The 26,263-nt window shown below is 71.8% G+C and carries 24 protein-coding genes and 3 pseudogenes; 11 read left to right on the top strand and 16 right to left on the bottom strand.

Annotated elements, in window-relative coordinates:
- Nucleotides 1-55 precede the first annotated feature (55 nt).
- Nucleotides 56-1,525, top strand: a complete 1,470-nt coding sequence (locus ACFY0P_RS32660) for a M1 family metallopeptidase (protein WP_388921191.1) — start codon at nt 56-58, stop codon at nt 1,523-1,525.
- Between the two features lie 97 nt (nt 1,526-1,622).
- On the opposite strand, the gene ACFY0P_RS32665 is transcribed toward ACFY0P_RS32660, so the two are convergent.
- Both ACFY0P_RS32665 and ACFY0P_RS32670 read right to left on the bottom strand, forming a co-directional pair.
- Nucleotides 1,623-2,114 carry a macro domain-containing protein gene (locus ACFY0P_RS32665; protein WP_388921194.1) on the bottom strand — a complete coding sequence of 164 codons (492 nt, stop codon included), beginning with the start codon at nt 2,112-2,114 and terminating at the stop codon, nt 1,623-1,625.
- Between the two features lie 43 nt (nt 2,115-2,157).
- The gene (locus ACFY0P_RS32670) at nt 2,158-3,627 is read right to left on the bottom strand and encodes an amino acid permease (RefSeq protein WP_388921197.1); all 1,470 of its coding nucleotides are present in this window, start codon (nt 3,625-3,627) and stop codon (nt 2,158-2,160) included.
- Between the two features lie 253 nt (nt 3,628-3,880).
- Between ACFY0P_RS32670 and ACFY0P_RS32675 the strand changes: the two genes are divergently transcribed.
- On the top strand, nt 3,881-4,588 hold the full coding sequence (locus ACFY0P_RS32675; RefSeq protein ID WP_388921200.1) for a MerR family transcriptional regulator: 708 nt from the start codon (nt 3,881-3,883) through the stop codon (nt 4,586-4,588).
- Between the two features lie 36 nt (nt 4,589-4,624).
- Here the strand turns inward: ACFY0P_RS32675 and ACFY0P_RS32680 are convergent, their stop codons facing one another.
- Genes ACFY0P_RS32680 through ACFY0P_RS32695 form a run of 4 tightly spaced genes read right to left on the bottom strand, consistent with a single transcriptional unit; the run spans nt 4,625 to nt 10,279 of the window.
- Nucleotides 4,625-6,802, bottom strand: a complete 2,178-nt coding sequence (locus ACFY0P_RS32680) for a 3-hydroxyacyl-CoA dehydrogenase NAD-binding domain-containing protein (protein ID WP_388921203.1) — start codon at nt 6,800-6,802, stop codon at nt 4,625-4,627.
- A gap of 37 nt (nt 6,803-6,839) precedes the next feature.
- Complete coding sequence (locus ACFY0P_RS32685; protein WP_388921206.1) at nt 6,840-8,054, bottom strand: acetyl-CoA C-acetyltransferase; 1,215 nt, start codon at nt 8,052-8,054, stop codon at nt 6,840-6,842.
- A 48-nt stretch (nt 8,055-8,102) separates the two neighbouring features.
- The gene (locus ACFY0P_RS32690; RefSeq protein WP_388921209.1) at nt 8,103-9,116 is read right to left on the bottom strand and encodes an LLM class F420-dependent oxidoreductase; all 1,014 of its coding nucleotides are present in this window, start codon (nt 9,114-9,116) and stop codon (nt 8,103-8,105) included.
- Nucleotides 9,116-10,279 carry a CaiB/BaiF CoA transferase family protein gene (locus tag ACFY0P_RS32695; RefSeq protein ID WP_388921212.1) on the bottom strand — a complete coding sequence of 388 codons (1,164 nt, stop codon included), beginning with the start codon at nt 10,277-10,279 and terminating at the stop codon, nt 9,116-9,118. The genes ACFY0P_RS32690 and ACFY0P_RS32695 overlap by 1 nt, the downstream gene beginning before the upstream one ends.
- Before the next feature lie 179 nt (nt 10,280-10,458).
- Between ACFY0P_RS32695 and ACFY0P_RS32700 the strand changes: the two genes are divergently transcribed.
- Complete coding sequence (locus ACFY0P_RS32700; protein ID WP_388921215.1) at nt 10,459-11,637, top strand: saccharopine dehydrogenase family protein; 1,179 nt, start codon at nt 10,459-10,461, stop codon at nt 11,635-11,637.
- Nucleotides 11,638-11,687: 50 nt separating this feature from the next.
- Here ACFY0P_RS32700 and mmpA read toward each other — a convergent pair whose 3' ends face one another.
- From mmpA to ACFY0P_RS32720, 4 genes are all read right to left on the bottom strand, one after another.
- On the bottom strand, nt 11,688-11,834 hold the full coding sequence (gene mmpA, locus ACFY0P_RS32705; RefSeq protein WP_388921218.1) for a morphogenic membrane protein MmpA: 147 nt from the start codon (nt 11,832-11,834) through the stop codon (nt 11,688-11,690).
- Nucleotides 11,835-11,895: 61 nt separating this feature from the next.
- Complete coding sequence (locus ACFY0P_RS32710) at nt 11,896-12,588, bottom strand: endonuclease V (protein ID WP_388921221.1); 693 nt, start codon at nt 12,586-12,588, stop codon at nt 11,896-11,898.
- A gap of 85 nt (nt 12,589-12,673) precedes the next feature.
- Nucleotides 12,674-13,006 (bottom strand): plasmid stabilization protein, encoded by a 333-nt coding sequence (locus ACFY0P_RS32715; protein WP_388921224.1) that lies wholly within the window; start codon nt 13,004-13,006, stop codon nt 12,674-12,676.
- Nucleotides 13,007-13,052: 46 nt separating this feature from the next.
- Complete coding sequence (locus ACFY0P_RS32720) at nt 13,053-14,156, bottom strand: WD40/YVTN/BNR-like repeat-containing protein (protein ID WP_388921227.1); 1,104 nt, start codon at nt 14,154-14,156, stop codon at nt 13,053-13,055.
- 203 nt (nt 14,157-14,359) lie between these two features.
- On the opposite strand from ACFY0P_RS32720, the gene ACFY0P_RS32725 reads away from it, so the two are divergent.
- The gene (locus tag ACFY0P_RS32725) at nt 14,360-14,776 is read left to right on the top strand and encodes an SsgA family sporulation/cell division regulator (protein ID WP_388921230.1); all 417 of its coding nucleotides are present in this window, start codon (nt 14,360-14,362) and stop codon (nt 14,774-14,776) included.
- A 92-nt stretch (nt 14,777-14,868) separates the two neighbouring features.
- On the opposite strand, the pseudogene ACFY0P_RS32730 reads toward ACFY0P_RS32725, so the two are convergent.
- Nucleotides 14,869-15,135: pseudogene (locus ACFY0P_RS32730) on the bottom strand (hypothetical protein); the annotation flags it as partial.
- A 328-nt stretch (nt 15,136-15,463) separates the two neighbouring features.
- Between ACFY0P_RS32730 and ACFY0P_RS32735 the strand changes: the two are divergent.
- From ACFY0P_RS32735 to ACFY0P_RS32745, 3 genes are all read left to right on the top strand, one after another.
- Nucleotides 15,464-17,101: an ABC-F family ATP-binding cassette domain-containing protein gene (locus ACFY0P_RS32735; RefSeq protein ID WP_388921232.1), complete on the top strand. Its 1,638-nt coding sequence runs from the start codon at nt 15,464-15,466 to the stop codon at nt 17,099-17,101.
- Between the two features lie 98 nt (nt 17,102-17,199).
- A complete protein-coding gene (gene ddaH / locus ACFY0P_RS32740) occupies nt 17,200-17,976 on the top strand; it encodes a dimethylargininase (protein ID WP_388921234.1) in 777 nt (258 codons plus the stop codon).
- Nucleotides 17,977-18,203: 227 nt separating this feature from the next.
- Nucleotides 18,204-19,178, top strand: coding sequence for an acyl-ACP desaturase (locus ACFY0P_RS32745; RefSeq protein WP_388921236.1), 975 nt, complete (start codon nt 18,204-18,206; stop codon nt 19,176-19,178).
- Between the two features lie 149 nt (nt 19,179-19,327).
- On the opposite strand, the pseudogene ACFY0P_RS32750 reads toward ACFY0P_RS32745, so the two are convergent.
- Together ACFY0P_RS32750 and ACFY0P_RS32755 are read right to left on the bottom strand one after the other, a co-directional pair.
- Nucleotides 19,328-19,480: pseudogene (locus ACFY0P_RS32750) on the bottom strand (short-chain dehydrogenase); the annotation flags it as partial.
- A 36-nt stretch (nt 19,481-19,516) separates the two neighbouring features.
- A complete protein-coding gene (locus ACFY0P_RS32755; RefSeq protein WP_388921640.1) occupies nt 19,517-19,771 on the bottom strand; it encodes a WhiB family transcriptional regulator in 255 nt (84 codons plus the stop codon).
- Nucleotides 19,772-20,030: 259 nt separating this feature from the next.
- Between ACFY0P_RS32755 and ACFY0P_RS32760 the strand changes: the two genes are divergently transcribed.
- Nucleotides 20,031-20,822, top strand: a complete 792-nt coding sequence (locus ACFY0P_RS32760; RefSeq protein WP_388921643.1) for a VOC family protein — start codon at nt 20,031-20,033, stop codon at nt 20,820-20,822.
- A 30-nt stretch (nt 20,823-20,852) separates the two neighbouring features.
- On the opposite strand, the gene ACFY0P_RS32765 is transcribed toward ACFY0P_RS32760, so the two are convergent.
- Together ACFY0P_RS32765 and ligD are read right to left on the bottom strand one after the other, a co-directional pair.
- Nucleotides 20,853-21,881: a LacI family DNA-binding transcriptional regulator gene (locus tag ACFY0P_RS32765; protein WP_388921238.1), complete on the bottom strand. Its 1,029-nt coding sequence runs from the start codon at nt 21,879-21,881 to the stop codon at nt 20,853-20,855.
- Between the two features lie 122 nt (nt 21,882-22,003).
- Nucleotides 22,004-23,023 (bottom strand): non-homologous end-joining DNA ligase, encoded by a 1,020-nt coding sequence (gene ligD, locus ACFY0P_RS32770; protein ID WP_388921240.1) that lies wholly within the window; start codon nt 23,021-23,023, stop codon nt 22,004-22,006.
- A 118-nt stretch (nt 23,024-23,141) separates the two neighbouring features.
- Between ligD and ACFY0P_RS32775 the strand changes: the two genes are divergently transcribed.
- Nucleotides 23,142-24,206: an ATP-dependent DNA ligase gene (locus tag ACFY0P_RS32775; protein ID WP_388921242.1), complete on the top strand. Its 1,065-nt coding sequence runs from the start codon at nt 23,142-23,144 to the stop codon at nt 24,204-24,206.
- Nucleotides 24,207-24,312: 106 nt separating this feature from the next.
- Nucleotides 24,313-25,284: a DUF3048 domain-containing protein gene (locus tag ACFY0P_RS32780; RefSeq protein WP_388921646.1), complete on the top strand. Its 972-nt coding sequence runs from the start codon at nt 24,313-24,315 to the stop codon at nt 25,282-25,284.
- Between the two features lie 101 nt (nt 25,285-25,385).
- Here ACFY0P_RS32780 and ACFY0P_RS32785 read toward each other — a convergent pair whose 3' ends face one another.
- On the bottom strand, nt 25,386-25,850 hold the full coding sequence (locus tag ACFY0P_RS32785; protein ID WP_388921245.1) for a MarR family winged helix-turn-helix transcriptional regulator: 465 nt from the start codon (nt 25,848-25,850) through the stop codon (nt 25,386-25,388).
- Nucleotides 25,851-26,034: 184 nt separating this feature from the next.
- Here ACFY0P_RS32785 and ACFY0P_RS32790 point away from each other — a divergent pair.
- Nucleotides 26,035-26,256, top strand: a pseudogene (locus ACFY0P_RS32790) (CoA-transferase); the annotation flags it as partial.
- Nucleotides 26,257-26,263: the final 7 nt, after the last annotated feature.

Raw genomic sequence — 26,263 nt, forward strand, 5'->3', positions numbered from 1 at the left:
CTGCCCGCCGCGGTGTGGCGGGTGCGCCTCGGCCCCCTACCGACTTGGAGTTCTCTTGCACCGCAGAATCCTCGCGCCGGGCGCCCTCGCGGCGGCCTCCCTGCTGCTGGCGATCCCGGCATCGGCCGCGAGCTACAGCCCCGGCGCACCGGGCATCGGCGACCCCTACTACCCGTACTACGGCAACGGCGGTTACGACGTCTCCCACTACGACCTCCGGTTGCAGTACCAGCCGGCCACCGACGAGCTGGCCGGTACGGCGACGATCCTGGCGCGCACCACGGAGGACCTGTCCAGCTTCGACCTGGACTTCCTGCTGGACGTCAGCGAGGTACGGGTCAACGGGGTGAAGGCGGACTTCGCCACGTCCGGTCAGCACGAACTGGTCGTCACCCCCAAGTCGCCGCTGGCGAAGGGCACGCAGGTCACCGTCGTCGTCCGCTACAGCGGGGTGCCGTCGACGAAGAGCGCGTACGGCTTCAACACGTGGCACCGGACGCCGGACGGGGCGGTCGCGGCGGACGAGCCCGAGGCCGCCTGGTGGTGGTACCCGAGCAACGACCACCCGCTGGACAAGGCGACCTACGACGTGTCGGTGGCCGTCCCCGACGGCACCCAGGTCATCTCCAACGGCCTGCTCCAGTCGACCAGTTCGAAGCTCGGCTGGACCCGGTACAACTGGCGGCAGAACAAGCCGCAGGCGACCTACCTGACCACCCTGGCGGTCGGGAAGTTCGACATCACGACGGGCACCTCCGAGGGCGGGGTGCCGGTCGTCAACGCCTACAGCAAGGACCTCGGCGACAACGACGGGGCGGCCCGGGCGAGCGTGGAGCGCACCGGGGAGCTCGTCGACTGGCTCTCCGGCTACTTCGGGCCGTATCCCTTCAGCTCGGCCGGCGGGTACGTGCCGAACACCACCACCGGGTACGCGCTGGAGACGCAGACCCGCGTGTACTACAGCCCGAAGCAGTTCGCGAACGGCGCCAACACCTCCGTGGTCGTGCACGAGCTGGCCCACCAGTGGTACGGCGACGACGTCTCCCTCAAGGGCTGGAAGGACATCTGGCTCAACGAGGGGTTCGCCCGGTACGCGCAGTGGCTGTGGTCGGAGCACGAGGGCGAGGGCACGACGCAGGAGCTCGCCGACTACGTGTACGCGTCGCATCCGGCCGATGACGCGTTCTGGACGGTGAAGCCGGGGGATCCCGGTCCCGACGACCAGTTCGACATCGCTGTCTACGACCGGGGGGCGCTGGCGGTCCAGGCGCTGCGGAACGCGGTAGGGGACGACGCGTTCTTCGCGATTCTGAAGGGGTGGCCGAAGGAGCACGCGTACGGGAACGCGTCCGTGGCCGACTTCGAGGCGTATGCGGAGAAGGTGTCGGGGAAGTCGCTGGGTTCGTTGTTCGACGCGTGGCTGTTCGAGCCGGCGAAGCCGGCGGTGCCGGCGGCGAAGGCCGTGGGGGCCGTTGCGCAGCCGAAGTCCTGGAAGCGGATCGAGGCTACGAACGACGTGCACTGAGGGGGTGCCGGGTTCGGTGGGTGGGGGGCTGCGGGTCCGTTGTGGCTGGTCGCGCAGTTCCTCCCCCAGCCTTCGGCCGGGGGTACCCCCAGCGCCCCTAAAGGGGCGCTGCCTCGCCGTGGTCATAGACCGTGACCGCTACTCCTCGCCCCACCAGCCGCTCCGTTATCAACGGCTCGATCCGGGACCACTTGCCGCCCGCCAGGCCGCAGCCGATGCGGGGCATGTGCACGGAGGCGCCGAGTTCGGTCACCTCGTCGGCGAGCCTGGCCAGCGCCGTGTCGATCGCCTCGTAGCGGACCGGGACGCCCTTGCTGCCTGTTCTGGTCCCGCGTTGGCCGATCATGTTGGCCACCCAGATGTAGCGGTCGACACGGACCAGCTGGACCGCGCCCAGCGCGAAGTCGTTGTTCGCACGGTCGCGGTGCCAGGCGCGGTACGCCCTTTCCGGCTCCGGCCAGCGGCGGGAGAGGGCCAGCACGAAGCCCTTCCCCCAGCCCCCCAGGTCGTTGCAGACGTGGGCGATCACCTTGACGCCCTTGCCCGTCGGCGTGGTGGCGTCACCCCGGATGTACGTGATCTCCGACATGGCGCCCACCGTAGGCTATGCCCCTGACAACGGCGCCGGCCTGCTACTTCGTGAGCTGTGAGAGCTCCTTGTCGGCCGTCTGGGAGACGCGGCGGCGGACGCCGAACCAGCCGGCCACCAGCAGGGCGGCGATCACCGGGATCAGCAGGAGGGTCTTGCGGCCGACCTCGGGGTCGTTCCCCATCATGCCGAGGCAGACCAGCAGGAAGGCGATCGTGGTGATCTCGGTCGCCGGGCTGAAGCGCAGGCGGAACGCGGGGCGCTCGACCAGGCCGGCCTTCGCGCGGCGGACGAAGACCAGGTGGCAGAGCATGATGATCACCCAGGTGCTGATGATCCCGAGCGAGGCGACGTTCAGGACGATCTCGAAGGCCTGGCTGGGCACCAGGTAGTTCAGGCCGACGCCGAGCACGCAGACCGCGCAGGTCAGCAGGATGCCGCCGTAGGGCACCTGGCTGCGGTTCATGCGGGCGGTGAACTTCGGGGCCGAGCCGGCCACCGCCATGGAGCGCAGGATGCGGCCCGTGGAGTAGAGGCCGGAGTTGAGGGAGGACATCGCCGCCGTGAGGACCACCAGGTTCATCACGTCACCGGCGCCCGAGACGCCGATCTTGGAGAGGACGGTGACGAAGGGGCTCTCGTCGGCCGAGTACACCGAGCCGGGGAGGAGCAGGGCGAGCAGGACGACGGAGCCGACGTAGAAGAGGCCGACGCGCCACATGATCGAGTTCACCGCGCGCGGGACGACCTTCCCGGGCTCGGCGGTCTCGCCCGCCGCGACGCCGACCAGTTCCAGAGCCGCGTACGCGAAGATCACGCCCTGCATGACCAGGACGACCGGCATCAGGCCGTGCGGGAGGACGCCGCCGTGGTCGCTGATGACGCTCACGCCCGGGGTCTGTCCGTCGACCTTGTGCTGGGTGGCGAGCAGGAAGATGCCGATCAGCATGAAGCCGACGAGGGTGGCGACCTTGATGATCGCGAACCAGAACTCCATCTCGCCGAAGATCTTGACCGAGATCAGGTTGACCGCCAGGACCACGGCGAGGGCGATCAGCGCGAGCGTCCACTGGGGGATGCTCGTGAACATGCTCCAGTAGTGGGTGTAGAGCGCGATCGCGGTGATGTCGGCGATGCCGGTGGTCGACCAGTTCAGGAAGTACATCCAGCCGGCGACGTAGGCGCCCTTCTCGCCGAGGAACTCGCGCGCGTACGACACGAAGGAACCGGAAGAGGGGCGGTAGAGGACCAGCTCGCCGAGGGCGCGGACCACGAAGAAGGCGAAGATTCCGCAGACCAGGTAGGCGAGGGCGAGGGCCGGGCCCGCGTTGTGGAGGCGGCCGCCTGCGCCCAGGAAGAGGCCGGTGCCGATCGCGCCGCCGATGGCGATCATGTTGACGTGGCGGGCCTTGAGGTCCTTGCTGTAACCGGCGTCGCCCGCGTCCGCGGGCGCCTGGGCCGCGTCGGTCCGGGTGGCGGCAGCCTGTGCCGTGTCCACGGCGTCCTTGCTCACAGGTGGTTCCACTCTCTGGTGCGCCCGAGCGGGTCGCGCTCGGGTGTCCGGACGTAGTCGGTCGGCGCGCTTGGTGGTGGGCACAGACCAAGGCGCCACCTTCCCCCGGACACCAGGGCGAATGCGATGATGTGGATCACAGAGCGGAACTTCTCACAAGGTCAAGATCTTGACGAGAAGATGAACATCGGCTGAACGCGTCTGCGTCACCGCCCGATGTCACAGTGCCGGTGTGACAGCGATACTGATGCACATGACGACCGACACCGACGGCGACTCCGGGGAGCCGGCGCTCACCATCGACGAGCTGGCCGCGCGGGCCGGCACCACGGTCCGCACGGTCCGCTTCTACGGCACCAAGGGACTGCTGCCGCCGCCGGTGATCGGTCCGCGCCGGGTGGGCCACTACGGGCGGCAGCACCTGGCCAGGCTGGCGCTGATCGAGGAGTTGCAGCACCAGGGCATGACGCTGGCGGCGATCGAGCGCTACGTGCGGCAGCTGCCGCCCGGTCTCAGCCACCACGACCTGGCCATCCACCGGGCCGTGGTGGCCTCCTGGGCTCCGGACACCGAGGAGACCGTGACGGCGGCGGAGCTGCGGCGGCGGGCCGGGCGGCCGCTGGACGAGGAGGACGTCGAACGGCTCGTCGCCATGGACGTCGTACGGCCCGACGGGGACGGCTACCGCATCGATCCCGGTCTGCTCCGGCTCGCCGTGCAGCTCCTCGACGTACCGCTGTCGGAGAAGGCGATCCTGGCCGCGCGCACGGTCCTGACCGAGCACGCACGGGCGGCCGCGCACGAGCTGTCCCTGCTGTTCCGGGCCGAGGTGGCGGAGCGGACCGAGGCGGACGTGAAGTCCCTGTCCGCGCACATGCAGCCGCTGGTGGTCCAGGCACTGCTGACCGCCTTCCAGCGGTCGCTCAGTGCGGAGGTGCACCAGTGGCTCGACGGCTCCTGAGGAGGATCCGCTCCGCGCACCCGGCTCGGCGTCGGCTCAGCGGCCGTCCGTGAAGGTCTCCCCCTTCTCCGCCTTGTCGACCAGCAGCGCGGGCGGGGTGAACCGCTCGCCGTAGGTCTCGGCGAGTTCACGCGCGCGTGCCACGAAGCCGGCCAGGCCGCCCTCGTATCCGTTGATGTACTGCAGGACGCCGCCCGTCCAGCCGGGGAAGCCGATACCGAAGAGCGAGCCGATGTTGGCGTCGGCGACCGAGGTCAGGACGCCCTCCTCCACGAGGCGGACGGTGTCCAGCGCCTCGGAGAAGAGCATGCGCTCCTGCATGTCCCGGAACGGGATCTGGTGGCCGGGCTTGGTGAAGTGCTCGCGCAGGCCGGGCCACAGGGCGGCGCGGCTGCCGTCCTCGGCGTAGTCGTAGAAGCCCGCTCCCCCGCTGCGGCCGGGGCGGCCGAACTCGTCGACCATGCGGTCGATGACCGCCTCGGCGGGGTGCGCGGTCCAGGTGCCGCCGGCCTCCTCGACGGCCAGCCGGGACTCGCGGCGGATCTTCTGCGGCAGGGTGAGGGTCAGCTCGTCCATCAGGGAGAGCACCTTGGCCGGGTAGCCGGCCTGGGCCGCCGCCTGCTCGACCGACGCGGGCTCGATGCCCTCGCCGACCATGGCGACGCCCTCGTTGATGAAGTGGCCGATGACGCGGGAGGTGAAGAAGCCGCGCGAGTCGTTGACGACGATCGGCGTCTTGTTGATCTGCCGGACCAGGTCGAAGGCGCGGGCCAGGGCCTCGTCGCCGGTCCGCTCGCCCTTGATGATCTCGACGAGCGGCATCTTGTCGACGGGCGAGAAGAAGTGCAGGCCGATGAAGTCGGTCTGGCGCTCGACGCCCTCGGCGAGGGCCGTGATGGGGAGCGTGGAGGTGTTGGAGCAGAGCAGGGCGTCGGGGGCGACGACGGACTCGATCTCCTGGAAGACCTTGTGCTTGAGGGCGGTGTCCTCGAAGACGGCCTCGATGACCGCGTCGCAGCCGGCCAGGTCCTGCGGGTCGGCGGTGGGCGTGATCCGCGCGAGCAGCGCGTCCGCCTTCTCCTGGCTGGTGCGGCCCTTGGCGACGGCCTTGGCGCAGAGCTTCTCGGAGTAGCCCTTGCCCTTGTGGGCGGCCTCGGCGGAGACGTCCTTGAGGACGACGTCGATGCCCGCGCGGGCGCACGAGTAGGCGATGCCGGCGCCCATCATGCCCGCGCCGAGGACGGCGACCTTGGTGACCTTGCGCGGCTCGACGCCCTTGGGGCGGTTGGCGCCGGAGTTGACGGCCTGGAGGTCGAAGAAGAACGCCTGGATCATGTTCTTCGAGGTCTGCCCGGCGGCCAGCTCCACGAAGTAGCGGGCCTCGATGACCTGGGCGGTCTCGAAGTCGACCTGGCTGCCCTCGACGGCGGCGGCGAGAATGCGGCGCGGTGCCGGGTAGGGGGCGTTGTTGGTCTGCTTGCGCAGGGTCGCCGGGAAGGCGGGCAGGTTGGCGGCGAACTTGGGGTTGGCGGGCGTGCCGCCGGGGATGCGGTAGCCCGGCTTGTCCCAGGGCTGCTGGGACTCGGGGTTGGCGTCGATGAACGCGCGCGCCTTGGCCAGCAGCTCCTCCGGCGACTGGGCCACTTCGTGGATGAGCCCGTTCTGCAGCGCGCGCGTGGCGTTGTACTGGGCGCCCTGGAGCAGGACCTTGAGCAGGGCGTCGGCGATGCCGAGGAGGCGGACGGTGCGGACGACTCCGCCGCCGCCCGGGAGCAGGCCGAGGGTGACCTCGGGGCAGCCGATCTTGGTGCCGGGGGTGTCGAGGGCGACGCGGTGGTGGCAGGCGAGGGTGAGTTCGAAACCGCCGCCGAGGGCCGCGCCGTTGATGGCGGCCACGACCGGCTTGCCGAGGGTCTCGATGCGGCGCAGGTTGCGCTTGACGGCGAGGCCGCCGTCGAAGAGGTCCTGGGCGGTCTCGGGGGTGACCCGGATGAGGTCGCGCAGGTCGCCGCCGGCGAAGAAGGTCTTCTTGGCGGAGGTGAAGATGACGCCCCGGACGGAGTCCTGCTCGGCCTCCAGGCGGTCGGTGACCGCGGCGAGGGACTCGGCGAAGGCGGCGTTCATGGTGTTGGCGGACTGGTTGGGGTCGTCCAGGACGAGGGTGACGACGCCGGTGTCGTCCTGTTCCCAGCGGATGGTGGTGCTCTCGGTCATGTGAGGGTCTCCGTGAAGTCTCTTGTTCCGCTGGGGTTCAGACGCGCTCGACGATGGTGGCGATGCCCATGCCGCCGCCCACGCACAGGGTGGCGAGGCCGTAGCGCTTGTCCTGGCGCTCCAGTTCGTCGACGAGCGAGCCGAGGATCATCGCGCCGGTGGCGCCGAGGGGGTGGCCGAGCGCGATCGCGCCGCCGTTGACGTTGACCTTGTCCAGGGACAGGCCCATGTCCTTCACGAAGCGCAGCACGACGGCCGCGAACGCCTCGTTGATCTCGACCAGGTCGATGTCGTCGATGGTGAGGCCGGCCTTGGCGAGGGCCTTGCGGGTGGCGGGGGCGGGGCCGGTGAGCATGATGGTCGGCTCGGAGCCGGAGACGGCGGCCGAGACGATCCGCGCGCGGGGGGTGAGGCCGTAGCGCTCGCCGATCTCCTTGGTGCCGATGGCGACCAGGGAGGCGCCGTCGACGATGCCGGAGGAGTTGCCCGCGTGGTGGACGTGGTCGATCTTCTCGACCCAGTGGTACTTCTGCAGGGCGACGGCGTCGAAACCGCCCAGCTCGCCGATGTCGGCGAAGGAGGGCTTGAGCTTGGCGAGGGAGTCGGCGGTGGTGCCGGGGCGCAGGTGCTCGTCGTGGTCGAGGACGACAAGACCGGCGCGGTCCTTCACGGGGATCACGGAACGGTCGAAGCGGCCCTCCTTCACGGCCGTCGCCGCCCGCTCCTGGGAGAGCGCCGCGTACTCGTCGACGTCCCGGCGGGAGAAGCCCTCGATGGTGGCGATCAGGTCGGCGCCGATGCCCTGCGGCACGAAGTTGACGGCCAGGTTGGTCATCGGGTCGTTGAACCAGGCGCCGCCGTCCGAGGCCATCGGCACCCGGGACATCGACTCGACACCGCCCGCGAGGACCAGGTCCTCGAAGCCCGAACGGACCTTGGCGGCCGCCATGTTGACGGCCTCGAGACCGGACGCACAGAAGCGGTTCTCCTGCACGCCGGCCACCGTGTCCGGCAGTCCGGCGGCGATCGCGGCGATCCGCGCGATGTCGGAGCCCTGGTCGCCGACCGGGCCGACGACACCGAGCACGACGTCGTCGATGGCGGCCGGGTCCAGGTCCGGGAAGCGGTCGCGGATCTCGTGGATGAGTCCGACGACGAGGTCGATGGGCTTCGTGCCGTGCAGGGCGCCGTTCGCCTTGCCGCGGCCGCGCGGGGTGCGGATCGCGTCGTACACGTACGCTTCGGTGCTCACTGACAAGCCTTTCAACGAGGGTTTTTGCGCGGTGGGGTCAGCGGGGGCTCAGAGCCAGTTCTTGACGGTCTCGATCAGACGGGCCGGGTCGGGGCCGACCGGGGTGATGTCCAGCATGGTCACGCCCGCCTCGCGGAAGGCGGCGATGCGGTCCCGGACGTACCCCTCCGGGCCGCACAGGGATATGAGCTCGCAGAACTCGTCGGGTACGGCCGCCGCGGCGTCCCGCTGCCGGCCGTCGAGGTACAGCTCCTGGATGAGCCGGGCCTCCTTCTCGTAGCCGTAGGCGACGGCGAGGTCGTTGTAGAAGTTCTTGCCGGGGGCGCCCATCCCGCCGACGTACAGGGCGATGCGGGGGCGGACCAGGTCGCGGGCGGCGGCCGCGTCCTCACCGATGGCGAGCAGGCCGCCGGCGACGATCTGCAGCGGGCCGAGGGCCGGGTCGCGGCGGGCGGCGCCCTCCGCCAGCGGGGTGCCCCAGACCTGGTGGGCCTTCTCGGGGATGAACAGGGTGGGCAGCCAGCCGTCGGCGATCTCGGCGGTCATCCGGACGTTGGCGGGGCCCAGCGAGGCCACGTAGAGCGGGACGTCGGGGCGGACCGGCCTGGTGAGGATCTTCAGGGGCTTGCCGAGGCCGCCGGGGCGGGGCATGTCGGTGATGCCGTGGTGGTCGATGGTCTCGCGGCGCAGGATCCGCCGGGTCAGCTCGATCGTCTCGCGGGTACGGCCGAGGGGCTTGTCGTAGGCCTTCCCGTGCCAGCCCTCGACCACCTGCGGGCCGGAGGCGCCGAGCCCGATGATCGCGCGGCCGCCGGAGACCGCGTCGAGGCCTGCGGCCGTCTGGGCGATCAGGGCGGGGGTGCGGGAGTAGACGTTGAGGATCGCGGAGCCGATCTTCATCCGTTCGGTGCGGGCGGCCAGGTAGCCCATGATCGTGGGCGAGTCGAAGCCGTAGGCCTCCGCGACCCAGACCGCGTCGAGGCCCGCCGACTCCAGCGCGGCCGCCCGGTCCGCCGCCGTGCGCGGGTCGCCCGCGTAGTCGAGGAAGGTCGAGAGCTCCATCAGCTGGCGTCCTTGTCGTGGTGGTCGTCGTGGTCGTCGAGGAGTCCCGGTACGTCCCAGTCGCCGGCCACCGCGGCGGTGTCGGCGCCGGGCCGGGCGGGTGGGGTGCGCACGGTCGTGGGGGTCGCGGAGAAGCGCGGGGCGGGGGCCGGCTGGGTGATGCCGCCGTGGTCGGTGAAGGTGCCGCGGGCGGCCAGATGGGGGTGGTGCGGGGCCTCGCGGAGGGAGAGGACGGGGGCCACGCAGGCGTCGGAGCCCTCGAAGAGGGCCGTCCACTCGTCGCGGGTACGGGCCTTGAAGCGGGCGGCGACGCGCTCGCGCAGCTCGCCCCACCGGGTCCAGTCCTTGCGGGCGTCGGCCAGGTCGTCCAGGCCGCCGAGCAGCCGGAGGAACTCGGCGTAGAACTGGGGCTCCAGGGCGCCGACCGCCATGTGGCCGCCGTCGGCGGTCTCGTAGGTGCCGTAGTACGGGCAGCCGCCGTCCAGCAGGTTGGCAGCGCGCCGGTCCTGCCAGCCGCCCGCGGCCACCATGCCGTGGATCATCGCGGCGAGGTGCGCGGTGCCGTCCACGATGGCGGCGTCCACGACCTGGCCGGTGCCGCCCGCCCGCGCGTGGTGCAGTGCGGCCAGGACGCCGACGACGAGGTAGAGGGAGCCGCCCGCGTAGTCGCCGAGCAGGTTGGCGGGGACGGCCGGGGGTTCGTCGGGGCGGCCGATCATGCCGAGGGTGCCGGTGAGGGCGATGTAGGCGATGTCGTGGCCCGCGCGGTGCGCGAGGGGTCCCTCCTGGCCCCAGCCGGTCATCCGGCCGTAGACCAGGCGGGGGTTGCGGGCGTGGCAGTCCGCCGGGCCGACGCCGAGCCGCTCGGCGACGCCGGGGCGGTAGCCCTCGATGAGGATGTCGGCGCGCTCGGCCAGATCGAGGACGCGGGCGGGGCCGTCCGGGGACTTCAGGTCGACCAGCACCGAGCGCTTGTTGCGGTTGGTGACGTCGTGCGCCGGGTCGATCGCGAGCCCCGGGCCGCCGGGCCGGTCGACGCGGACCACGTCGGCGCCCAGGTCCGCGAGGAGCATGGCGGCGAACGGGCCCGGCCCGATGCCGGCCAGCTCGAGCACGCGCACGCCGGAGAGCGGGCCGTGTCCTGGCGTCCCTGCCGTGGTCATGCCGCCCCCAGTCATGTGACACAACTGATGTAACACCGACGATGCTAAGAACACGTTCCACTGGGCACAAGAGTGGACGAGCAAGCGCTTAGTCAAGATACCCGGTGGGGGTGCGTCCGCACTCCTCACGCTAGCCTCAGCCACCGACAACGGCACGGGTTGCACGACCGAGAGGTGTCATGAGCAGGCTAAAGACGACGGACCGTCCCTACGACCTCGTGCTCTTCGGAGCCACCGGCTTCGTCGGCGAGCTCACCGCCGCGTACCTCGCCGCGCACGCGCGCGAGGGCCTGCGCTGGGCGCTCGCGGCCCGGGACGAGCGCAAGCTGGAGGCCCTGCGCGAGCGGCTGCCGGGCGGCGCGGCGGTCGGGGTGCTGCGCGCCGACGTCACGGAGCCCACCACGATCCGCGCCCTCGCCGAGCACGCGCGCGTGGTGGCCACGACGGTGGGCCCCTACGGCCGTTACGGCGAGGGCCTGGTCGCGGCCTGCGCGGACACCGGCGCGGACTATCTGGACCTGTGCGGCGAGCCGGAGTTCGTGGACCTGATGTACGTCCGGCACGACGCACGCGCGCGTGAGACGGGCGCCCGCCTGGTGCACGCGTGCGGTTTCGACTCGGTCCCGCACGACCTGGGCGCGTACTTCACGGTCCGGCAGCTGCCGGAGGGCGTGCCGCTGACCGTGGACGGGTTCGTGACCGCGGACGCGACCTTCTCCGGCGGCACCTTCGCCTCCGCGCTGGACCAGTTCGCGCGCCCCCGGCAGATGCTCGCCGCCGCGCGGGACCGCGCCCGCCACGAGCCCCGCCTGATGAACCGCCGGACGACCGCGCCGGCGGGTGCCCCGCGGTTCGCTCCCGAGGTCGGCGCCTGGGCGCTGCCGCTGCCCACCATCGACGCCCAGATCGTGCGCCGTTCGGCGAAGGCCCTGGACCGCTACGGCCCCGACTTCCGCTACCGGCACTACGCGGCCGTCAGGCACCTGCCGGTGGCCCTCGGCGGGATCGCGGCCGTCGGCGCAGTCGCCGCGGCCGCCCAGTTGCCGCCCGCCCGCCGCTGGCTGTCGGACCGGCTCAGGCCCGGTGAGGGGCCGGACGCCGAGAAGCGGGCCCGCAGCTGGTTCACGGTCCGGTTCGTCGGCGAGGGCGGCGGACGGCGCGTGTTCACGGAGGTCTCGGGCGGGGATCCCGGCTACGGCGAGACGGCGAAGATGTTCGCCGAGGCCGCCCTCTCCCTCGCCTTCGACGAGCTGCCGCCGACGGCCGGCCAGGTCACCACCGCGCACGCGATGGGCGACGCGCTGACCGAGCGGCTGCGCGCGGCCGGGATCGGCTTCCGGGTGGCGGCCACCCGGTAGGAGCCGGCAGGACCTGACGGGACCCGACGGGACCCGGCTCGGGAATGCCGTCAGGCCTGCCACTCCAGCACGGTGTAGAGCATCCCGGCTATCCAGGCGAACCCCGCCACCACGGCGAGGACCAGCGCCGCGTTCACGGCGCGCTCGGCGGACTGGGCGGGCTGGGTCACGGGCTTGGGGGCACGGTGTGTCGTCATGCGGGCCAGCCTGCCGCCGGACGGTAACAGCGGCATCCGTACTGGTACTCAGAATTGCTACTCAGGCCTGAGCTTCACGCAGCGCGCTGCGGCACAGCGCGTCCGCGCGGCGGGTGGTCTCCGGCAGGCGGTACTCCGGGGTGAGCGCGAGCGTGTGGGCGCAGGCGTTGTCGAGGCTCACCCGGTGACCGACGGAGACGAACACCGGCTTGACGGCGTCCCGGGTGCGCAGGGCGCGGCCGACCTCCTCGGCACCGGCGAGGAGCGGCGCGTGGCTGCCGCGCGGGGCGTCCGGGTCGTCGTACGCGAAGGTGAAGGGGTTCTTGGCGACGCCGATGGTGGGCAGGCCGGTGAGGACGCCCAGGTGGCTGGCGAGGCCGAAGCGGCGCGGGTGGGCGAGGCCGTAACCGTCGCAGACGACCAGGCCGGGCGGGCAGGGCAGGGCGTCGAGGGCGGCCCGTACGGTCGGGATCTCGCGGAAGGCGAGCAGTCCCGGCACGTACGGGAAGGACACCCTGCCGACGGCGGTGGCCTCGGCGACGACCTCCAGGGTGGCCGCGTCCAGCACGACGGCCGCCGCGGCGACCAGGTCGCGCTCGTCGTCGTAGGCCACGTCGACGCCGGTGACCTGCCCGGTGCCGGGCGCCGGGCCCGTTTCGTCGAGGACCACCCGCCCGCGCAGTTCGTCCTGTACGGCCAGGGCCTGTTCCTCGGTCGCGGGCCAGCCCGCGGGTACGCGTGCGGTCGTCGTCATGGTGGGCACGAGCGTACGGCGTGCCACGCGCGCGTGCGGTGGACGGGCATGACGGAACCCGGCCTACGGCCCTCCTGCCGGCCGGTCAGCCCTTCTTGGCGTTCAGAGCGCGTTGCAGCTGCGCCTTGTTCATGTCCGAACGGCCCTCGATGCCGCGCTGCTTGGCCTCCTCGTAGAGCTGGTCGTAGGTCGGGCCGCCGGAGCCGCTGTGGGACCGCTTCCCGCCGCGCCGGCCGGACGACATGTCCTGGGTGGACGTGCGGCTGGCGGTCTTGGACTCGCCGGACCGGGCCCGTTCCTTGTTGACGGTCCGGGCGGCGATCTCCTCGGCGCGCTCCTGGCTCTCGCCCCGGTCGAGCGCGCTCTCCTTGATGTGCTCGTACTGGCGTTCCCGCTTCGGGCTGGATCCACGTGGCATGACCACCGCTCCCTTCGTGGGTGTGCCGTCAACGGGTACCCCGGGGTCAGTTCTCCAGGCGTGCCGCCCGCCCCTGCTCGCCGGCCGCCCAGCAGCTCAGGTCCGGTGTGCAGGCCACGGTGTCGTACGAGCCGGTGTCGACGGTCCGCCAGTTGCGGCCGCCGTCGGTGGTCAGGTCGGTGCCGGTGGGGCCGACGGCGAGGGCCGTGGCGCGGCTGTGCGGAAGCCAGGCGACGCCGGAGCGGTAGGCGGGCGGCGGGGTGGCGGCGGGCCGCCAGCTGCGGCCGCCGTCGGGGGTGACCGCGGCCGCCTGCGGTGAGGCCTGGTCGGCGCGGTAGTCGCCGCCGACCGCGAGGCCGTGGCCGCGGTCGCGGAAGGCGAGGGCGAAGACGCCCTTGGCCGGGTCGCCGGCCGGGATCGTGGTGTCGGCGGCGGTCCAGGTCAGGCCGCGGTCGGCGGAGTGCAGCACGCGCGCGTGGGCGCCGCCGCCGGTGGCCAGCCAGGCGTCCTCAGGCCCGGAGGTGACCAGACACTGGCCGCTCGCGGCGAAGCCCGCCTCGCCGTCCAGGGCGGCCGGCATGCCGTCGGCCGGCAGCACGCGCCACGAACGGCCGCCGTCGCTCGTCGACAAGATGCGGAACTTCCCGTCGACCGGGTCGCTCATGGCGAGTCCGTGGCGGCGGTCGAAGAAGGCCATGCAGTCGTAGAAGGCGGCGGGGTCGGTGTTGCGGAAGGACTCCGTCCAGGTGCGGCCGCCGTCGTCGGTCCGGTAGACCCGGGACGCCTCGCCCTCGCCGATGGCCAGCACCACCGCGCGGCGCGCGTCGAACGCCTCGACGTCCCGGAACTGGAGGTCGCCCGCACCCGGCGGGGAGACGTTCCGCCAGCTCGCCCCGCCGTCCGTGGTGCGCAGCACGGTGCCGCCGGTACCGGCCAGCCAGGCGGTGTCCCGGTCGACGGCGGCCAAGCCCCGGAACCGCACGTCCGGGGTGCCGGTGTCCTTGAGCGCCCAGTGCGGTGCCCGTGCCCCGGCCTGCGCGGAACCGGTGGTCAGCGCGGCCAGCGCTGCCGTGCACGCCACCCCCACCGCGATCACCCGGCCGGTACGTCGGGCTCGTCCTGTGCGTCGCGTGTTCCCCAAGCGCCTCATGGCGCGCGAAGCTAGCCGACCGTCACGGCGCCGTCCAGAGGGCCCGGCAGCCCCTCGCGACCGGTAAGCCGCAGGTGTGAATAAGGCCGGTGACAGAGGTCACTCGCACTTCGCGTGCACGGATCGGCCACTTCCGTCGTCTCTTCCAGTGCCAGGTCTCACACGCCCGGAAATTCGTACAGCCGTCACGAGGGAGCAAGGCGTTGTCCACCGTCATCGAGCAGCCCGTAGAGGCCCGCTTGGTCGCCGCGTCACCGCGCATGCCGAGCATTCCCGCCACCCTGCGCTACGACCGCGAGGACCCCTTCGCCGTACGCATGACCTTCCCGGCCCCGGCCACCCTGGAGGGGGTCGACGTCTGCTGGACGTTCTCCCGCGAGCTGCTGGAGGCCGGGCTGCACGCGCCGGAGGGTGACGGCGACGTCCGGGTGCGGCCGTACGGCTACGACCGGACCGTGCTGGAGTTCCACGCCCCCGAGGGCACCGCCGTCATCCATGTGCGCACGGGCGAGATACGCCGGTTCCTGGAGGCGACCGGCGACCTGGTTCCCACCGGTCTCGAACACCTCCAGCTGGACCTGGACCACGACCTGGCCGAGCTGATGCGGGACGCCTGCTGACCCCAGCGCTCCCGCGCCGGCAGCGTGTTGAGCTCGCCGTGGTCGAGTCCGCTCGCGCGTGCCCTGTACGTTCCCGCGTCCAGCAGCTCCCGTGCGGCGCGACGGACGGCGGCGTGCGCGGCCTCGGCCAGGCCGGAGCCGGCGCTCACCCTGGCCACCGCGAGGGCGGCCAGTTCGGCGACGGGCGGTGCCCCCGGGCCCACCAGCACGGTGAGCGGCCCGTTCCAGAGTGGCGTCCACCCCCCGGCGGCGCGCAGGAACCTGTCGATCCGGGCGTTCGGCAGGACGAGCGGCCGCCCCGGGACGTGCAGGGCGTGGCAGGCGAGGGCGCGCTCTCGAAGGGTGTTCGGTTTCGTCATGCGGACGACCAACCAGCCGGGACGGGACGAGGGCTGGCAGGAATCCGTCGTCAGCGTGGGACGCAGGCTCGTGATTAATTGCTTTGACACCCCATGAGGCCGCTTCTAACGTGGACGACGCTTCTGTTGCCGTCGATTGGAGAAGGACGTTGCTCGTCTGAGGTCCTGAGACACCGCGTCACACCCGTGAGGTGTGTCTGTGGCGTTCGACCTCGGCGTGTGAGCCGTCCTCCCGGCGCAGGATCTCTCCCTGGCCCCCTCGGCTTCTGCCTCGCGGTGTCTCGACACGCGTCTGTCCCCCGACACCGCAAGCAACCGCGAGGCGCCCATGTCTGCATCCGTCACCGTCACGTCCCTGTCCTTCGCCTGGCCCGACGGCTCCCCCGTCTTCGAGGGCCTGGACATCTCCTTCGGCCCCGGCCGCACCGGCCTGGTCGGTGTCAACGGATCGGGGAAATCGACACTGCTGAAGCTCATCGCCGGAGATCTCACCCCGGCCGACGGCTCCGTGAAGGTGGCCGGGGAGGTCGGCCACCTCCCGCAGAACGTCACGCTCGACACCGCGCTGCGCGTCGAGGAGGCGCTCGGGATCGCCGCCCGGCGGGCCGCGCTGCACGCCATCGAGGCGGGTGACGCGTCCGAGCGGCACTTCGAGACGCTCGGCGACGACTGGGACGTCGAGGAGCGCGCCCTGGTCACCCTCGGCGAACTCGGGCTCGGCCACATCGGCCTGGACCGCACCGTCGGCGAGGTGTCCGGCGGCGAGTCGGTGCTGCTGCGGCTCGCCGCGCTGCTCCTTCGGCGGCCGGACGTGCTGCTCCTCGACGAACCCACCAACAACCTCGACCTGTACGCCCGCAAGCGGCTGTACGCGGCCGTCGCGTCCTGGCCCGGCGTGCTGATCGTGGTCAGCCACGACCGCGAACTCCTCGACATGGTCGACCAGATCGCCGACCTGCGCACCGGGGAGGTCACCTGGTACGGCGGCAACTTCTCGGCGTACGAGGAGGCCCTTGCCGTCGAGCAGGAGGCGGCCGAGCGCATGGTGCGGGTCGCCGAGGCCGACGTCCGCAAGCAGAAGCGCGAACTGTCCGACGCCCAGGTCAAACTGGCCCGCCGCAAGCGGTACGGGCAGAAGATGTTCGAGCAGAAGCGCGAGCCGAAGATCGTCATGGGGGCGCGCAGACGTGCGGCCCAGGAGTCCGCGGGCAAGCACCGCATCATGCACGAGGAGCGGCTCAGCGAGGCGAAGGAGCGGCTGGACGAGGCGGTGGAGGCGGTACGGGACGACGACGAGATCCGCGTCGAACTGCCGTACACGGCCGTGCCGCCGGGCCGGAACGTGCTGACGCTGGAGAACCTGGAGCTCGCGCACGGCTCGCGGGTGAGGGGGATCCTCGATCTGCGCGGGCCCGAGCGGATCGCGCTGATCGGGCGCAACGGCGCGGGCAAGACGACGCTGCTGCGGACGATCGCCGGGGAACTGGCGCCGGTCGCGGGCGAGGCGCACGCGCACGTGCCGATCCGTTTCCTGCCGCAGCGCTTGGACGTCCTCGCCGACGAGCTGACCGTCGCCGAGAACGTGGCCCGGTTCGCACCGGACGCCGGCAACAACCGGATCCGGGCGCGGCTGGCCCGCTTCCTGTTCCGGGGCGCCCGGGCCGACCAGAAGGCGGGGACGCTCTCCGGCGGCGAGCGCTTCCGGGCGGCGCTGGCCGCGCTGCTGCTGGCCGAGCCCGCGCCGCAGCTGCTGATGCTGGACGAGCCGACGAACAACCTCGACATGGCGAGCGTCCGGCAGCTCACCACGGCCCTGGAGTCGTACGCGGGCGCCCTGATCGTGGCCAGCCACGACCTGCCGTTCCTGGAGTCGATCGGGATCACGCGGTGGCTGCTGATGGCCGACGGGGAGCTGATCGGCACAACTCCGGACGAGGTGGCGCGTCTCGGTGAGGGCACAGCCTGACGGCAGGGGTTTTGTCGACACCGATCCGCCCTGCATGATGGCGGTCCGGCGCCCCCGCAATGGGCGCCGGACCCGATCACCGACCCCGGAGACCCGTCGTGCCCAGCAAGAAGGCCCTCATCCGCCGCCCCAGCCCGCGCCTCGCCGAAGGCCTGGTGACGCACATCGAGCGGGAGAAGGTCGACGTCGAGCTCGCCCAGGAGCAGTGGGAGGCGTACGCCGAGACACTGCGCGCGCACGGCTGGGAGACCATCGAGGTGGACCCGGAGGACGACTGCCCCGACTCGGTGTTCGTCGAGGACACGGTCGTCATGTACAAGAACGTCGCGCTGATCACCCGGCCCGGCGCCGACTCCCGGCGCGCGGAGACGGCCGGCGTGGAGGAGGCGGTGGCCCGCCTCGGCTGCTCGGTGAACTGGATCTGGGAGCCGGGCACCCTGGACGGCGGTGACGTCCTCAAGGTCGGCGACACCGTCTACGTCGGCCGTGGCGGGCGGACCAACGCGGCCGGGGTGCAGCAGCTGCGGGCCGCGTTCGAGCCGCTGGGCGCGCGGGTGGTCGCCGTCCCCGTCAGCAAGGTGCTGCATCTCAAGTCGGCGGTGACCGCACTGCCCGACGGAACGATTCTGGGGCACATCCCGAACGTGGACCGGCCGTCGCTGTTCCCGGGTTTCCTCGCTGTGCCGGAGGACGCGGGTGCCCATGTGGTGCTGCTCGGCGGCGGCAAGCTGCTGATGTCGGCGAGCGCCCCGAAGACCGCGGAGCTGTTGACCGATCTCGGCCACGAGGTGGTCACGGTGGACATCTCCGAGTTCGAGAAACTCGAGGGCTGTGTGACGTGCCTCTCGGTGCGGCTGCGGGAGCTGTACGCCTGACGAGTGATCGTTTCACCTCTTCAGCCCCGGGACCTGCGCGTCCCGGCGCTGCTTGGCGTGTCCCGAATCGCCTTGTGCACCGGGCCTGATCAGCGGTCTTTACAGCACACTTAACCTACGGCTTCGTAACCTACGGTTTCGTAGCCTACGATCACGTAGGTTCCCGGCCCCGCTCGCCGGTCTCCTCCCGTTCATCCGCTCTTGTTCGGCGTCCCCCTGGAGTTCTCGTGACGATCACTTCTCCCCATCTCGGCAGCTCGTCCGCCTGGACCGACGCGCGGCTGCTGTACGCCCTGGAGGAAGTGGTCGAGAAGGAGCTGAACCGCCATCTGAAGGTCGCCAAGGACTGGATGCCGCACGAGTACGTGCCGTGGACGGACGCCCGTAACTTCCCCGGCTTCTTCGAGGACGGCCAGGCCTGGGGCAAGGAGCAGTCCAAGGTCACCGAGATCGGCCGGACCGCGCTGGTGGTGAACCTGCTCACCGAGGACAACCTGCCCAGCTACCACCACGAGATCGCCTCGCTGTTCGGCCGGGACGGCGCCTGGGGCACCTGGGTGCACCGCTGGACCGCCGAGGAGGGCCGGCACGGCATCGTGATGCGCGACTACCTGCTCGCCTCGCGCGCGGTGGACCCGGACAAGCTGGAGCAGTTCCGGATGTCGCACATGAGCGAGGGCTTCGAGTCGGACAACCGGCACTCGATGCTGCACTCGATCGCCTACGTCGCCTTCCAGGAGCTCGCGACCCGCATCTCGCACCGCAACACCGGCCACCAGTCCGGCGACCCGGTCTGCGACCGCATGCTGGCCCGCATCGCGACCGACGAGAACCTGCACATGGTCTTCTACCGGAACCTGCTCAAGGCGGCCTTCGAGCTGGCCCCCGACCTCACCATGCAGGCGGTACGGGACGTCGTCGTCGACTTCCGCATGCCCGGCCACGGCATCCCCGGCTTCGAGCGGGCCGCCGCCCAGATGGCGATCGGCGAGGTTTACAACCTGCGCATCCACCACGACGACGTGCTCCAGCCGGTGCTGCGCCACCTGAAGGTCCTGGAGATCGACGGCCTCGGCCCGGAGGGCCTCAAGGCGCAGGAGGAACTCGGCCTGTTCATGGGCGGACTGAACGCGGAGGCCACGAAGTTCGACGAGAAGCTGGCCGCGCGCAAGGCCCGGATGGCGGCGCGCGCCGGCGCGTGACGCCCCCGCGGACGGACGCCCGGATTTTCCGGTGCGCCCTGTCGGTGGCCTGCGCCATCATGCGCGCAGGCCTGCTGACACCACCATCTCCGGCCCGGCGGTCGGCTTCCTGCCGGACCTGATCGACCCCGCGGACGCCGACCGGGTACGCGCGCGTGTCGGGGCGAGGCCAGCAGCAGCGGCAGCAGCCGGTCGCACAGCAGGGCCGGGGCCAGGGCGTTGACGAGCTGGGTCTCCAGGATCTCGGCCGGGTCGAGCGCGCCGAGCCGGGCCGACCAGGAGTTCTCGGGCGACGGGTGAGGGCGTACGGCCGTACCGCATTTTCCGGCGGGCTCGGGTCAGCGGGACCCGCGGCGCAGTTCCAGGCGTTCCTTCTCGGACAGGCCGCCCCAGACGCCGAAGCGTTCGTCGTTGTCCAGCGCGTACTCCAGACAGGCCGAACGCATCTCGCACATACCGCAGATGCGCTTGGCCTCGCGCACCGAGCTGCCGGGCTCGGGAAAGAAGAAGTCCGCCCCGGTCTGCGCGCACAACGCCTGCGCCTGCCAGGCCGGGACGGGCGTGCGGGGCGGGGTGATGGTGTCGAAGTGCATGGCCAGGATCGTGCCGGGCGGCGAAAAACGTTCGATCAACGCCCGCTCAACGTCCCGGCGGCAGAGCACTTCAGCCTCGATCATGCTCCGGCGCGCCACGCCCGCGCACGGCGGCGCGCGGAACGGATCCGAAACTCGGCGACTGTGTCGGGTGACCCAGGGTAACCGGGCTGCGGTGGGCGTGGTCGGGCGGCGATTGTCAGTGGGCGGTGGAAGACTCGGCGCAGCAGAGAACAGGACCCTTCCGAGGAGGGCGATGATGCTCACCACCCGTTTCGTCAACGGCGCTCCCAATTGGATCGACCTCGGCACGCCCGAGATCGGCGGCGCCGTCTCCTTCTACAACGGTCTCTTCGGCTGGCAGTTCCAGTCGGCGGGTCCCGACGCCGGCGGTTACGGCTTCTTCCAGTTGGACGGCAGGACCGTCGCCGGCGGTATGCAGACCACCCCGGAGCAGGGCCCGCCGTCCTGGACGGTGTACTTCCAGAGCGAGGACGCGCAGGCCACCGCGAAGGCGGCCGAGCAGGCGCACGGCAGTGTCCTCGCCCAGCCGATGGACGTGATGGGCCAGGGCCACCTGGCGATCCTCGCCGACCAGGCGGGGGTGCCCTTCGGCATCTGGCAGCCGGCGCTGACCAAGGGCGTCGAGGTGGCGGGCGATCCGGGTTCGCTGTGCTGGGTGGAGCTGTACACCCCGGACATCGCGGCCGCCGCGGCCTTCTACCACAAGACGCTCGGTCTGGAGACCTCCGGCGTGCCCTTCCCCGGCGGCACCTACACCTGTGTCAACCCGGCGGGCGGCGACGACGCGTCGATGTTCGGCGGGATGGTGCCGCTGGCCGAGGACCCGGCCGAGGCGCAGGCCGGCGCGTACTGGCTGCCGTACTTCGAGGTCGAGGACCCGGACGCGGTGGTCGAGAAGGCCCAGCAGACAGGCGGCCGGGTGCGGATGCCGGCGACCACGCTGGAGGGCGTGGGCCGGATGGCCAAGCTGGCCGACCCGTACGGCGCCCGCTTCGCGGTGATCAAGGGCGAACCGCAGCAGACCTGAGGGCAGACCTGAGGCGAAGGCCGGGCCCGGCTAGGCGGTCGCGCGTCGTATCAGCGTCGTGGGCAGGACGACGCTGGACGGCGCGCCGGTCGCCGACTCGTCGCGGGTCAGCGTGGACAGCAGGAGCCGGGCCATCAACCGGCCCATCTCCTCGATGTCCTGACGGACCGTCGTCAGCGGCGGCGCGGTCTGTTCGGCGACCGGCAGCACGTCGTCGAAGCCGATCACGGCGACGTCCTCGGGCACCCGGCGGCCGCGCTCGCGCAGGACCCGCAGGGCACCGAGGGCGGTGAGGTCGTTGGCGGCGAACACGGCGTCCAGGTCCGGGCAGCGGTCGAGGAGTTCGCCCATGGCGCGCTCTCCGCCGGAGGGGGTGAAGTCGCTGGCGACGACCAGGCGGGGATCGGTCTCCCCCATCACGTCCCGGTATCCCTGCAGCCGGTCGGCCGCCGACGTCTGGTCCAGCGGCCCGGTGATGTGCGCGATCCGGGTCCGGCCGAGGCCGACGAGGTGGCGCACCGCGTCCTCGGCACCGCCCCGGTTGTCGCAGTCGACGTACACGGCGCTGTTCGTGCCGTCGCTCCAGCCGGGCCGGCCGCCGAAGACGGTGGGGACGCCGGCGCCCTCGATCAGCCCGGGCAGCGGGTCGTCGAGGTGGAGCGAGAAGACCAGCGCGCCGTCGACATGGCCGCCGGCGAGATAGCGGGCCACCCGCGCGTGGTCGTCCCGTCCCTCGGTGAGCAGCAGCACGAGCTGGTTGTCGTGGGCGGTCAGTTCCTTGCTGATGCCGCGCAGCTGGAGGGCGAAGAAGGGGTCGGTGAAGATCCGGGTCTCCGGCTCGGCGATGACCACGGCGACGGCGTCGTGCCGTTTGGTGACGAGGCTGCGGGCCGCCTGGTTGGGGACGTAGCCGAGTTCCTCCACCGCCCGCCGCACCCGCTCGACGAGGGGCTCGCGCACGCCGTCCCCGCCGTTGACGACCCGTGACACGGTGGCCCGGGACACCCCGGCCCGCGCGGCCACGGCCTCCAGCGTGGGGCGCGACACTGCCTCGGACACCTGGGCCCTCCTCCTCGGCGGCTGGCGATCAGCATAGTCCCGGGCGCCCGGAGGCGCTGTGAGCGCTCCCGGGACCGGCCCCCGCCCGCCGACCGCCGGCGAAGCGCTCCCAAGTCCCTTGGTCAGGAGGACTGTTCGGGCCGGGCCCGGCTCGGCTGGACGCGCTTGGGCTCGCCCGGCATCTTCGGGTACTCCGGCGGATAGGGCAGGTCGCCGAGGCCGTGCTCGTCCTCGTCGCGGCGGGCGAGTTCCAGGAGGGCGTCGAGGGAGTAGGCGTGGTCGTCCATGTCCGCGTGCACGTCGCCGACTTCGGCGAACCGGGCCGGCATCGTGGCCAGGTCGAAGTCCGCAGGCTGCACGTCGTCCACCTCCTCCCAGCGCAGCGGCGCCGAGACGGGGGCGTTCGGGCGGGGCCGCAGGGAGTAGGCGGAGGCGATGGTGCGGTCACGGGCGGTCTGGTTGTAGTCGACGAAGATGCGCTCGCCGCGCTCCTCCTTCCACCACTTGATGGTCACCCGGTCCGGCATCCGGCGTTCCAGCTCACGGCCCACTGCGATCGCCGCGCGGCGGACCTGCGTGAAGGTCCAGCGGGGTTCGATGGGCACGAAGACGTGCAGCCCGCGGCCGCCGGAGGTCTTGGGCCAGCCCCGCAGTCCGCCGAACTCGTCCAGGACCGCGCGCAGTTCGTGGGCGGCGCGGACCGCGTCGGCGAAGTCGGTGCCGGGCTGCGGGTCGAGGTCGATACGGAGCTCGTCGGGGCGGTCGACGTCCCCGCGGCGCACCGGCCAGGGGTGGAAGGTGAGCGTGCCGTACTGCGCGGCCCACACCACGGCCGCCTCCTCCGTGGGGCACATCTCGTCGGCGGTACGGCCGCTGGGGAAGGTGATGTGGGCGGTGGGGATCCAGTCGGGCATGCCCTTGGGGGCGCGCTTCTGGTAGAACCACTCGCCCTCGACGCCGTCCGGGTAGCGCTGGAGGGTGGTGGGGCGGTCGCGCAGGGCGCGCAGGATGCCGGGGGCGACGGCCGCGTAGTAGCGGGCGACGTCCAGCTTGGTGAAACCGCGCTCCGGAAAGAACACCTTGTCCGGGCTGGACAGCCGTACGGTCCGGCCGGCCACCTCCAGTTGCACCGCATCGCCCATGCGGCCACCGTAGGCGTACCACCCCCACCGCGCATATCGGCTCGACGCGGTTCCCAGGTCCGTACCGAAGCGTGCCGCGTGACGAGCGGACACCGGGGAGCGCTCGTACAGTCGTGGCATGGATCTGCCGGTGATGCCGCCCGTGAAGCCCATGCTCGCCAAGTCGGTGGCGACGATCCCGCCGGACATGCAGTACGAGGCGAAGTGGGACGGCTTCCGCACGATCGTGTTCCGGGACGGCGCCGAGGTGGAGTTGGGCAGCCGGACCGGGAAGCCGTTGACCAGGTACTTCCCCGAGCTGGTGGCGGCCCTGAAGGAGCGGGTGCCCGAGCGGTGCGTGCTGGACGGGGAGATCGTGATCGCGCGGGAGGGCCGGCTGGACTTCGACGCGCTGACCGAGCGGATCCATCCGGCGGACTCCAGGGTGCGCACGCTGGCGGAGCGGACGCCCGCCTCGTTCGTCGCCTTCGACCTGCTGGCGCTGAACGACGAGTCCCTCCTCGACGTCCCGCTCACCGACCGCCGCGCCCTGCTCACCAGAGCCCTGGCCGACGTGACCCCGCCGGTGCACCTGGCGCCGGCCACGACCGATGTCGAGGTGGCCCGGCAGTGGTTCGAGCAGTACGAGGGGGCCGGCCTCGACGGGGTCATCGCCAAACCGCTCACCCTGCGCTACCGCCAGGACGAGCGTGCCATGTTCAAGGTCAAGCACGAGCGGACGGCCGACGTCGTGGTGGCGGGCTACCGCTTCCACAAGAGCGGCCCGGTGGTGGGCTCGCTGCTGCTGGGCCTGTACGACGAACGGGGCGCCCTCCAGCACGTGGGCGTGTCGGCCGCGTTCCCGATGAAGCGGCGGGCCGAGCTGGTCGAGGAGCTGGAGCCGCTGCGCATGGCCGACGTGTCCGGGCACCCGTGGGCGGCCTGGGCGGAGGAGGCCGCGCACGAGTCGGCCCGGCTGCCCGGCGCGCCGAGCCGCTGGTCGGGCAAGAAGGACCTGTCCTGGGTGCCGGTGCGACCGGAGCGGGTGGCCGAGGTGGCGTACGACCACATGGAGAACGGAGCCCGCTTCCGGCACACGGCCCGGTTCCGCCGCTGGCGCCCCGACCGCACGCCGGAGAGCTGCACCTACGCCCAGCTGGAGGAGCCGGTGCGCTACGACCTCACGGAGATCCTGGGGTCCTGACCGTCCCCGATCGGTTTCGACCAGGTATGGCCCCCGATGACCCGTTGAGCACACAATCAAGCAAGAGCGTGCAAGGGGTGGGACGAACGGGGGGGCAGCGGTGGACATGCGGCACGAGGGGCCGACACGCCGGACCGTACTGACGGCAGCGCTGGCGGCGGTAGCGACGACGGCCTCCCTCACGGCGGGCTGCACCCGGCACGGCACGACGGACGACGGCCGGGCACCGCACGGCACCCCGGCACCGAGCGAGCAGCAGGCCACCGGACCCGTCCTGGCCGTGAAGATCGACAACGTGGCCGCGGCCCGCCCGCAGACCGGGCTGGACTCGGCGGACGTGGTGTACGCCGAGCAGGTGGAGGGCGGGCTCAGCCGGCTGATGGCGGTGTACGCCACCAAGCTCCCCGAGGCCATCGGCCCGGTCCGCAGCGCGCGCGAGTCCGACCTGGAGCTGCTGCGCCAGTTCGACCGGCCGACGCTCGCCTTCTCCGGCGCCCAGAAGAAACTGCTCCCCCTGATCGGCCGGGCGCCCCTGCGGCCGGAATCGCCCGCGGAGGCGTCCGGCGCCTACTACCGGAGCAGCAGCAGACCGGCCCCGCACAACCTGTACCTGCGCCCGGCCAGGGTCATGCCGGACGGGGCACCCGGCAGGGGGGCGCTCACCACCGGCTTCCGCTACGGCCCGGCCCCGGCCGGCGGCACGGTCACCGCCGCACGCACCGTGCGGTACCCGGCGGCCCGCTTCACCTTCACCTGGTCCGCCGACCGGAACCGCTGGCTGGTGTCGATGGACGGCACACCGGCCCGGACGACGGCGGGGACCCGGCTGGCGGCCCCGACGGTCGTGGTGCAGTACGTCAAGGTGACCACGTCCCGGTTTCACGATGTGCTCGGCAACTACACGCCGTACACGGAGACGGTCGGGTCGGGAAAGGCCGACGTGCTGCGGGACGGACGATCGTTCAAGGCCACCTGGTCCCGGCCTGCGGCCACGGACGGCACGACGTTCACGGGGGCCGACGGCGCTCCGGTGAACTTCGCCGACGGACCGGTGTGGGTGCTGCTCGTGAAGGCCTGAGCGCTTCGCCGGTCAGGCCGTTCCTCCGCCGCGGGCCGGTGGGGGCCGGTCGCGCAGTTCCTCCCCCAGCCTTCGGCCGGGGCGCTGGCGAACCGTGGCGCTCAAGCCCGGGAGGCGAGCGACTCCGTGGGATTGCGCAGGTCCTCCGCAGCGTCCGAGACCCGGCGGATCAGATCGAAGAACTGGGTCTGCTCCTCCGCCGAGAGCGGGGCCAGGAAGACCTGGTTCATCCGGGCGGTGCGCACGGTGAGCTTGCGGTGGGTACGCAGGCCGTCGTCGGTCAGGCGCAGCAGGAAGCGGCGGCCGTCCTGCGGGTCGCGCACCTTGTCGAGGAGCCCGCGCCGGCCCAGCCGGCTGATGACCTCGGCGATGGTCGACCGGTCCAGGCCCACCCGCTCCCCCACGGTGCGCTGGTCCAGGCCCGGCTCGGCGACGAGGGCGTTCAGTACGGCGAACTGCGGCGAGGTGATCTCCTCCGAGACCATCGTGTTCCACAGCAGGTAGTGGGCCTGCTGAAGCCGCCGGGCCAGGTGCCCGGGGTGGGTGGTGAGGTCCACCGCGGCCATATGCGCTCCCATGGTCCGAATTCGTTGGTGCACTGAACGATACCCGCAGGCATCCTTCCTGTCTGTACACCCGTCTGCCATCATCCGAGGCCTTGACGGGTGGCGGCGTCGGTGGCAGCGTGGCAGACATCTCGCTGAAATACTCAGTGCCCTGATTAATTCGCTGAGAGATGAGGCTTCACGGATGGACAAGGTGGTCGCCACGGCCGCGGAGGCGGTGGCCGATGTGCCCGAGGGTGCCTCTTCGGCGGTGGGCGGGTTCGGTCTGAGCGGCGTGCCGAACGTGTTGATCGGGACGGTGTACGAGCGGGGGGTGCGCGGCCTGTCGGTGGTCTCGAACAACTGCGGGGCGATGGACAACGGGCTGGCCGTGCTGCTCGCCGCGGGGCGGATCGCGCGGGTGACCGAGACCG

It is taken from the genome of Streptomyces sp. NPDC001714, from assembly GCF_042892755.1.
In the GTDB taxonomy this organism is placed as follows: domain Bacteria; phylum Actinomycetota; class Actinomycetes; order Streptomycetales; family Streptomycetaceae; genus Streptomyces.

Excerpts from the sequence above, each read along its gene's own strand:
- ACFY0P_RS32665 (WP_388921194.1), bottom strand. The coding sequence starts at position 2,114 with ATGTCGGAGATCACGTACATCCGGGGTGACGCCACCACGCCGACGGGC.
- ACFY0P_RS32675 (WP_388921200.1), top strand. The coding sequence starts at position 3,881 with ATGACGACCGACACCGACGGCGACTCCGGGGAGCCGGCGCTCACCATC.
- ACFY0P_RS32680 (WP_388921203.1), bottom strand. The coding sequence starts at position 6,802 with ATGACCGAGAGCACCACCATCCGCTGGGAACAGGACGACACCGGCGTC.
- ACFY0P_RS32690 (WP_388921209.1), bottom strand. The coding sequence starts at position 9,116 with ATGGAGCTCTCGACCTTCCTCGACTACGCGGGCGACCCGCGCACGGCG.
- ACFY0P_RS32695 (WP_388921212.1), bottom strand. The coding sequence starts at position 10,279 with ATGACCACGGCAGGGACGCCAGGACACGGCCCGCTCTCCGGCGTGCGC.
- ACFY0P_RS32700 (WP_388921215.1), top strand. The coding sequence starts at position 10,459 with ATGAGCAGGCTAAAGACGACGGACCGTCCCTACGACCTCGTGCTCTTC.
- mmpA (WP_388921218.1), bottom strand. The coding sequence starts at position 11,834 with ATGACGACACACCGTGCCCCCAAGCCCGTGACCCAGCCCGCCCAGTCC.
- ACFY0P_RS32710 (WP_388921221.1), bottom strand. The coding sequence starts at position 12,588 with ATGACGACGACCGCACGCGTACCCGCGGGCTGGCCCGCGACCGAGGAA.
- ACFY0P_RS32715 (WP_388921224.1), bottom strand. The coding sequence starts at position 13,006 with ATGCCACGTGGATCCAGCCCGAAGCGGGAACGCCAGTACGAGCACATC.
- ACFY0P_RS32720 (WP_388921227.1), bottom strand. The coding sequence starts at position 14,156 with ATGAGGCGCTTGGGGAACACGCGACGCACAGGACGAGCCCGACGTACC.
- ACFY0P_RS32735 (WP_388921232.1), top strand. The coding sequence starts at position 15,464 with ATGTCTGCATCCGTCACCGTCACGTCCCTGTCCTTCGCCTGGCCCGAC.
- ACFY0P_RS32755 (WP_388921640.1), bottom strand. The coding sequence starts at position 19,771 with ATGCACTTCGACACCATCACCCCGCCCCGCACGCCCGTCCCGGCCTGG.
- ACFY0P_RS32760 (WP_388921643.1), top strand. The coding sequence starts at position 20,031 with ATGCTCACCACCCGTTTCGTCAACGGCGCTCCCAATTGGATCGACCTC.
- ligD (WP_388921240.1), bottom strand. The coding sequence starts at position 23,023 with ATGGGCGATGCGGTGCAACTGGAGGTGGCCGGCCGGACCGTACGGCTG.
- ACFY0P_RS32775 (WP_388921242.1), top strand. The coding sequence starts at position 23,142 with ATGGATCTGCCGGTGATGCCGCCCGTGAAGCCCATGCTCGCCAAGTCG.
- ACFY0P_RS32780 (WP_388921646.1), top strand. The coding sequence starts at position 24,313 with ATGCGGCACGAGGGGCCGACACGCCGGACCGTACTGACGGCAGCGCTG.
- ACFY0P_RS32785 (WP_388921245.1), bottom strand. The coding sequence starts at position 25,850 with ATGGCCGCGGTGGACCTCACCACCCACCCCGGGCACCTGGCCCGGCGG.